The 8,072-nt window shown below is 52.0% G+C and carries 8 protein-coding genes and 2 pseudogenes; 8 read left to right on the top strand and 2 right to left on the bottom strand.

Going from position 1 to position 8,072, the window contains the following annotated elements:
• Both ABUA47_RS13180 and mobA read right to left on the bottom strand, forming a co-directional pair.
• Positions 1-250, bottom strand: a pseudogene (locus ABUA47_RS13180) (mobilization protein); the annotation flags it as partial.
• Complete coding sequence (gene mobA, locus ABUA47_RS13175; RefSeq protein ID WP_055295407.1) at positions 235-657, bottom strand: conjugal transfer protein MobA; 423 nt, start codon at positions 655-657, stop codon at positions 235-237. The gene mobA and the pseudogene ABUA47_RS13180, both read right to left, overlap by 16 nt.
• Before the next feature lie 565 nt (positions 658-1,222).
• Here mobA and ABUA47_RS13170 point away from each other — a divergent pair.
• The 8 genes and pseudogenes from ABUA47_RS13170 to traJ form a co-directional block, all read left to right on the top strand.
• Positions 1,223-2,008, top strand: coding sequence for a ParA family protein (locus ABUA47_RS13170; RefSeq protein ID WP_149886797.1), 786 nt, complete (start codon positions 1,223-1,225; stop codon positions 2,006-2,008).
• A gap of 1 nt (position 2,009) precedes the next feature.
• A complete protein-coding gene (locus ABUA47_RS13165) occupies positions 2,010-2,411 on the top strand; it encodes a DUF3408 domain-containing protein (RefSeq protein WP_008648474.1) in 402 nt (133 codons plus the stop codon).
• A gap of 2 nt (positions 2,412-2,413) precedes the next feature.
• A complete protein-coding gene (locus ABUA47_RS13160) occupies positions 2,414-3,076 on the top strand; it encodes a hypothetical protein (protein ID WP_349824524.1) in 663 nt (220 codons plus the stop codon).
• 170 nt (positions 3,077-3,246) lie between these two features.
• Positions 3,247-3,543: a DUF4134 domain-containing protein gene (locus ABUA47_RS13155; RefSeq protein WP_004308755.1), complete on the top strand. Its 297-nt coding sequence runs from the start codon at positions 3,247-3,249 to the stop codon at positions 3,541-3,543.
• 10 nt (positions 3,544-3,553) lie between these two features.
• Positions 3,554-3,916 (top strand): annotated as a pseudogene (locus ABUA47_RS13150) (DUF4133 domain-containing protein).
• On the top strand, positions 3,913-6,426 hold the full coding sequence (locus tag ABUA47_RS13145; RefSeq protein ID WP_217739313.1) for a TraG family conjugative transposon ATPase: 2,514 nt from the start codon (positions 3,913-3,915) through the stop codon (positions 6,424-6,426). Before ABUA47_RS13150 ends, ABUA47_RS13145 begins: the two are co-directional and overlap by 4 nt.
• Positions 6,427-6,437: 11 nt before the next feature.
• Positions 6,438-7,064, top strand: coding sequence for a DUF4141 domain-containing protein (locus ABUA47_RS13140; RefSeq protein WP_004308758.1), 627 nt, complete (start codon positions 6,438-6,440; stop codon positions 7,062-7,064).
• 20 nt (positions 7,065-7,084) lie between these two features.
• A partial coding sequence (traJ, locus tag ABUA47_RS13135) for a conjugative transposon protein TraJ (RefSeq protein WP_349831659.1) occupies positions 7,085-8,072 on the top strand: 988 nt, incomplete at its 3' end.

Below are 8,072 nucleotides of genomic sequence, written 5' to 3'. Positions count from 1 at the left end.
GCTGCTGGTCGGTCAGCACGTCTTCCGGGTGCGGGTTTATGGAAATATGAAGTATCGGCTTCTTGGTGGATAGCTGGACGGGCATCTGCATTTCAAAGCTGCGCATACACTCGCCGATAGAGAAATTCCCGTCCTCGCCCAACAGCATCCGGTTGGAGAAAAGCACCTTTGCTTCCCCGCTGTCCACCTTGTTTTGGTTGTAAGCCAGTGCGCCGAACATATTGCCGCCCGTGCTTATTTTGGCAACCATAGTTCCCTGCACTCGTTTGTCAGGTCGATAACCTGACGGTTCAACATCGCCAGTTCGGTGGTCGCTTTCTCCAGTTTATAGAGAAAAGCCAGTGCCTTTTTCTCCGAAAAGTTGCTGTGCAACGCCTTTACGACTTGGTTGTAATTGACTGCAACCGCCCGGAACTGGGCGTAAAATTCGGTCAGCCGGGCGCAATATTCTACTGCCGATTTGTCCACTTTCACCACCCGGAACGGCTCGCCGAACAGCCGGGCGGCGATGAAACGGGACTTGCTCGTAACGCCCGACTGCTCCCATTGCGAGAGGAAGCGGGCATTCTCCCGGTCGTTCAGGTAAAGGACATGGCGATGCTTCGCCGGGTCTGCGAGGGCGGGGCGACCGCCCTTGTTAGGTTTTCTTGTTTCCATGCTTCTTTCAATTAAAAAATTACGACTTCGGAGTGATTTTTACCCCCGCAAGGGGCAAGGCGTTTTCAGGCACGGAAAACGGTTTTGTAGCATACAAAACACACCTTGCTATTTTCTGACGAAAATCGAAATCCGTCACGGACGGATTGGGGTTAGCGTGAAGCGGTAAGCCCTGCCATTCACCAGCCCGGTTTTACACCTGCGCCCCCTGCGGTTCGTTACTCCGCTGCAAAGTAACGGTGATTTATAATGCTGTAAAATAGGCAGTTGGTGGACAAATCGGGACAACAAAGGACAAATCGGGACAAGGTTTTCAGGGGACGTTTTTTCTCCCTTTTTTTGTATCGGATTTCAAGATTGAAAGCAAGATTGAAAGAAATATTCCAATCAGGAAAGAATGATTGAAAGCATGATTGCAATAAAACGTGATTGCAGGATTTCAATATTTCAAGAAAGAATGAAAGCAGGAAAACAAGATTGAAATAAAACATTCTTTCAATATTTCAAGATTGCAACATGGAAAGAATGAATGATTGGAAGCAATAAATAAATCTATCAACCAATAATGAACGGAAGCAATATGGAAAACGAGAAAACGCCCCTTTATGTCGCCTTTTCCACCCAAAAGGGCGGGGTCGGCAAAACCACCTTTACCGTGCTGGCGGCGAGTTACCTCTACTACCTCAAAGGCTACGATGTGGCGGTGGTCGATTGCGACTACCCGCAACACTCCATTGCCGGGATGCGAAAGCGGGATGCCGAGCAGGTCGGGGCGGATGAAGATTACAAGCGCATGGCGTATGAACAGTTCACCCGGCTGGGGAAGAAAGCCTACCCGGTGCTGTGCAGTTCGCCCGAAAAGGCGATAGTCACGGCTGACGAATATGTTGCCACTGCCGGACACGTGCCGGATATAGTGTTTTTCGACCTGCCCGGCACGGTGAACAGCGAGGGCGTGATAAACTCCCTTGCGGGCATGGACTATATCTTCACACCGATTTCAGCCGACAAAGTGGTACTGGAAAGCAGCCTGTCGTTCGCAATGGCTATCCAAAAGCTATTGGTGAGGAATGAAGCCTGCCGACTTGCCGGGCTGTACCTCTTTTGGAACATGGTGGACGGTAGGGAGAAAACAGACCTTTACACCGCCTACGACAAGACCATTAAGGAACTGGAACTGCCGCTGATGAAAACCTTTATCCCCGATACCAAACGCTACAAAAAGGAACTGGTGGCGGATAAAAAGGCGGTGTTCCGCTCCACGCTCTTTCCCGCCAGCCGCCCGCTGGTAAGGGGAAGTAACTTGGAAGAACTGATAACCGAAATAACGTACTACATCAAATTACAATGATATGGCAAAGCAAAGCGGCGGGATGCCGAAGATAGACGAGGATTTCATGAAAGAGCTTATCTCGCAAGGTGTCCCCAGTAAACAAGATAATAATAAGACGAATGATGTACCGCAAGAAACACAAACAGAAACGGTGCAAGTAGAGAAACCGACACCCCGCAGGCGCAAGGGCGGTTCGGGCGACTACCGGGAAACCTACTTTCAGAAAGTGGAACTGGCAGACCGACAGCCCTTGTACGTGAGCCGCACCACGCACGAGAAGCTGATGCGTATCGTGACGGTGATAGGCGGGCGCAAGGTGACGGTAAGCAGCTACGTGGAAAACATTCTGCTGCGCCACTTCGAGCAGTACCAAGACGAGATAAACACCCTGTACGAAAGCCACTTCCAAAAGCCTGTCTGACTATGGTAATCTATTGCATACTTACCGGGTTTTTGGTGTACTATATCGCCCTATGGCTGTGGTATCGCTACACGGACAGCCGGACATCACCGGGCAGAACGGATGATGCGCCACTCCCACGAAACGAGGTTTCAGGCTACACGCTGATAGGTGAAAGCCGATACAAGGGCGGACTAATCGGGACAGCGCAGGACAAATCGGGACACCTCCAGCAAGCGGCTGAAAATGATACTATTTTTGCGCCGCAGGCTGACGGACAGCCGGAAGAAAACATTCCGGAAGCAGCAGCCGAAGCGGAAGAAACGCCCGGTTACGAGAATGACGAACCCGACTACGAGGACGAGGAAATAGCCGGGTACATGGACGGTGACGATGATACCGGGCGGGCTACGGGCGTGAGCTTTGACGAACTGGGCGAAGCGGTACGCACGGCGAACGCCGACAACCCCACCGAAGCGGAGAAACGGCAAGCCACCGGGACACTGGCAAGCATTGAGGGGACGAACCTCTACGATGCGGTGGTGGAGAACATCAACGGCGGGCTGGCAAGGGTGGCGGAACTGCTGGGACGCAACGAAGCGGAACTGGCTACGGCTGCTGTCCCTGCCGGAACTGGCGATACAAGCGAGGAACACGAAGCGTTCGACATGAACGATTTCCTATAATATAATAATGTATAAGCCTGACAGCATGAAACAACGGGATTACGGTTGATTGGCAACCTGAAAACCAAACAGACAAACGGGACTATCCCCGACCACTAAAATTTCAAATTATTCACCAGCCGGGAAAGGCGGACTATCCACCCGCCGCCCGGCATTAAAAACAAATCACAATGAGAAAGAAAATCTTCTTGTCGGCGGCTATACTTGCCGCCGTGGTAAGTGCCTACGCACAAGGAAACGGGCAGGCGGGCATCACCGAAGCCACGAACCTAATCACCGGGTATTTTGACCCCGGAACAAAACTGGTGTACGCAATCGGGGCGGTCTGCGGCTTGATTGGCGGGGTAAAAGTATATAACAAGTTTTCAAGCGGCGACCCCGACACCTCAAAGACCGCCGCCAGTTGGTTCGGGGCGTGCATCTTCCTGATTGTCGCCGCCACTATCCTGCGTTCGTTCTTCCTCTAAAAAGGCGGCAATGTCTGACGAGTTGTTGAGGGCTAAGCCCGAAAAATATCCGGTAAACAGGGGTATCGGAAAGCCGGTGGAGTTCAAGGGGCTGAAAAGCCAGTACCTCTTTATCTAGTGCGGCGGCTTGCTCGCCGTCTTCGTGGTGTTCATCGTCCTGTTCATGGCAGGCGTGAACCAGTGGATATGTATCGGTTTCATCGTGTCAGCTTCGCTGCTGCTCGTGTGGCAGACGTTCCGGCTCAACGCACGGTACGGCACGCACGGGCTGATGAAAGCCGCCGCACGCAAACGGCATCCACGCTTCATTATCAGCCGAAAGGCGATACCCCGATTATTCACCTACAAAAAAAGAAAGGAAGAAAGACTATGAGGAATATGTTAAAGGCTACCACGCTGGAAAGGAAATTTCCCCTTTTGGCGGTGGAGAACGGCTGCATCATATCAAAGGATGCAGACCTGACGGTGGCTTTCAGGGTGGAACTGCCCGAACTGTTCACCGTCACCAGTGCCGAGTACGAAGCCATACATTCGGCGTGGTACAAGGCGGTCAAGGTGCTGCCCGACTACTCCATAGTACACAAGCAGGACTTCTTCATCAAGGAGAACTACCAGCCCGACACCGAAAGGGACGAGCTTAGTTTTTTAAGCCGATCCTTTGAACGGCACTTCAATGAACGCCCGTTCCTGAACCATTACTGCTACCTGTTCCTGACAAAGACGACAAGGGAGAGAAGCCGCCGACAGAGCGACTTCTCCACCCTATGCCGGGGCAGGATTGTACCGCAGGAGATAGCCGACAAGGAAGCGGCGGCAAAGTTCATCGAAGCGGTCGGGCAGTTTGAAAGGATTATGAACGACAGCGGTTTTGTCACCCTTACCCGGCTGGCGGCATCGGAAATCACCGGGCAGGACGGAAAGGCGGGCATCATAGAGAAATACTTCTCGCTCTCGCAGACAGATACCACCTGCCTGAAAGACATCGGGCTGTACCCGGAAGAAATGCGTGTCGGGGACGATATACTGTGCCTGCACACGCTTTCGGACGTGGAAGATTTGCCCGGAAAGGTCGGGACGGACTGCCGATTTGAGAAGCTGTCCACAGACAGAAGCGATTGCAGGTTAAGTTTTGCCGCCCCGGTGGGCGTACTGTTGTCGTGTAACCACGTCTATAACCAGTTCATCTTCATAGACGACCACGCCGAAAACCTGAAGAACTTCGAGCAGACCGCCCGGAACATGCAATCGCTCTCCCGTTACTCCCGTGCCAACCAAGTGAACAAGGAATGGATAGACGAGTACCTGAACGAAGCGCACAGCAAGGGGCTTATTTCGGTACGCTGCCACTGCAACGTCATGGCATGGAGTGACGATAGGGACGAACTCAAACGCATACGCAACGATGTGGGAAGCCAGCTTGCCTTAATGGAGTGCAAGCCACGCCACAACACGGTCGATACGCCCACGCTCTTTTGGGCGGGCATACCCGGCAACGAAGCCGACTTCCCGGCAGAGGAAAGTTTCTACACGTTCTTGGGGCAGGCTCTATGCCTGTTCGTGGAAGAAACGAACTACAAGAGTTCGCTTTCGCCGTTCGGCATCAAAATGGTGGACAGGGTAAGCGGGCGACCGCTGCACATCGACATTTCAGACCTGCCCATGAAGAAAGGCATCACGACCAACCGCAACAAGTTCATACTTGGGCCGAGCGGGTCGGGTAAGTCTTTCTTCACCAACCACATGGTGCGCCAGTATTACGAGCAGGGGGCGCACGTGCTGCTGGTCGATACGGGTAACAGCTACTTGGGGCTGTCCCAGCTTATCCACAACCGTACACACGGAGAGGACGGGATTTATTTCACCTACACCAACGAGAACCCGATAGCCTTCAACCCGTTCTATGTCGAGGACGGGGTATTTGACATCGAGAAGAAAGAGAGCATCAAGACCCTGATACTCACCCTGTGGAAGCGGGATGATGAAGCCCCGAAACGGTCGGAAGAAGTGGCGTTGTCAAACGCCGTGAGTGCCTATATCGAACTGATAGGCAAAGACCGTTCGGTAACGCCCTGCTTCAACACGTTCTACGAGTTTGTCAGGGATGATTACCGCCGACAGCTTGAACAGAAAAACGTCAGGGAAAAGGATTTTGACATTGACAATTTCCTGAACGTGCTTGAACCGTACTATCGTGGCGGTGAGTACGACTACCTGCTGAACTCCGACAAGGAACTGGATTTGCTGCATAAACGCTTCATTGTCTTTGAGTTGGATAACATCAAAGACCACAAGATTTTATTCCCGGTAACGACTATCATCATCATGGAAGCCTTTATAAACAAGATGCGCAAGTTAAAGGGAATAAGGAAGTTAATACTAATCGAGGAAGCGTGGAAAGCGATTGCATCGGCGAACATGGCGGATTATATTCGCTACCTCTACAAAACAGTCCGGAAGTATTTCGGGGAAGCGATTGTGGTCACACAAGAGATTGAGGATATTATTTCTTCCCCTATCGTGAAAGAGAGTATCATCAACAACTCGGACTGCAAAATATTGTTAGACCAAAGGAAATATCTCAACAAGTTCGACAGCATACAAAACCTGCTGGGGCTGACCGATAAGGAGCGTTCGCAGATATTGTCTATCAACATGGCGAACCACCCCGGACGGAAGTACAAGGAAGTTTTCTTCTCGCTGGGCGGCACACAATCTGCGGTGTACGCTACCGAAGTTTCATTGGAAGAATATTACACGTTCACGACAGAGGAAAGCGAGAAAATGGAACTGTTCGCCCTCGCCGACAAGCTGGGCGGCAACCTTGAACTGGCTATCAAGCGGCTTGCGGAAAGCAAACGCAATCCCCAATCATCAACAACTTAAAAATTAGGAACATGAAGAAAACAATTCTCCTTTTGGCGGTATGCCTTTGCTTCATCGGCAAGGCATCCGCACAGTGGGTGGTGTCAGACCCCGGCAACTTGGCACAGGGTATCATCAACACCACCAAGCAGATAGTGCAGACTTCCACCACTGCCAAGAACACGCTGGACGGCTTCATGGAAGCGCAGAAGATTTTCCAGCAGGGTAAAAAATATTACGATGCGCTCAAAGCGGTACACGATGTTGTCAAGGGCGGCATCAAGGTGAAGAAGTCCATTGAACTGGTGGCGGAAATATCCGAAATCTACGTGCGAAACTATCAGAACATGCTGGCAGACCCGAACTACACGCCGGATGAACTCACCGCCATTTCAGCCGGGTACGCCAAGCTGCTCTCCGAAAGTGCGGACGTGTTGCAGGACTTGAAAAATGTAGTGAACGTGACGGGCATGTCGCTGACGGATGCCGAAAGGCTGGCGGTAATCAACAACGCCTATAAAAGCCTGCTCAACTACCGCAACCTCGTGAACTACTACACCCGAAAGAACATATCCGTGTCCTACCTGCGGGCGAAGAAAAAGAACGACACCGACCGGGTGCTGGCTCTCTACGGCTCGGCGGATGAACGCTACTGGTAACGTATAAATATGGTATGCCTATGTTATTAGCAGCGGTGGATTTTGACAACCTGCACCAAGTGTTGCGGGTGCTGTACGATGAAATGATGCCCTTGTGCAGTAACATGACAGGGGTAGCCAAAGGGATAGCCGGGCTGGGAGCTTTGTTCTATGTAGCCGCCAAAGTGTGGCAGTCGCTCGCACGTGCCGAACCCATAGACGTGTACCCGCTCCTGCGTCCCTTTGCGTTGGGGCTGTGCATCATGTTTTTTCCAACTTTCGTGCTGGGGACTATCAACACGGTATTGTCGCCAGTGGTAAAAGGGTGCAACCAGCTTATGGAAACGCAGACTTTCGACATGAACGAGTACCGGGCGCAGAAAGACCGACTGGAATATGAAGCCCTGATGCGAAGCCCCGAAACGGCTTACCTTGCATCGGACGAGGAATTTGACCGACAACTGGAAGAACTGGGCTGGTCACCCTCCGACATGGTGACTATGACGGGTATGTACATGGACAGGACGGCTTATAATATAAAGAAGTCCGTCCGGGACTGGTTCAGGGAGTTATTGGAAATGCTCTTTCAGGCGGCGGGGCTGATTATAGACACGCTGCGCACGTTCTTCCTAATCGTGTTAAGCATACTGGGTCCGCTGGCGTTTGCGATTTCCGTCTATGACGGTTTCCAAAGCACGCTGACCCGGTGGATTTCACGCTATATCTCCATTTACCTGTGGCTGCCCGTGTCGGACTTGTTCAGCAGCGTGCTGGCACGCATACAAACCCTGATGCTCCAAAAAGACATCGAGCAGCTTTCAGACCCGAATTTCATCCCGGACGGGAGCAGCACCGTGTATATAATCTTTATGATTATCGGCATCGTGGGCTACTTCACCATTCCAACGGTGGCAAGCTGGATAGTGTCGGCTGGCGGTACGTCTGCCTATAACCGCAACGTGGCACGGGCCGGTTCAATCGCCGGGGCTGCGGTCGGTGCGGCAAGCGGGAAAGTAACCGGGAAACTAC

The sequence above is a fragment of the Bacteroides sp. RTP31139st1_H2_RTP31139_211217 genome (genome assembly GCF_040227615.1).
Classification (GTDB): Bacteria; Bacteroidota; Bacteroidia; order Bacteroidales; family Bacteroidaceae; genus Bacteroides; species Bacteroides uniformis.
The sequence above is the reverse complement of the archived record's forward strand: the minus strand, read 5'-3'. Positions and strand labels throughout refer to the sequence as shown.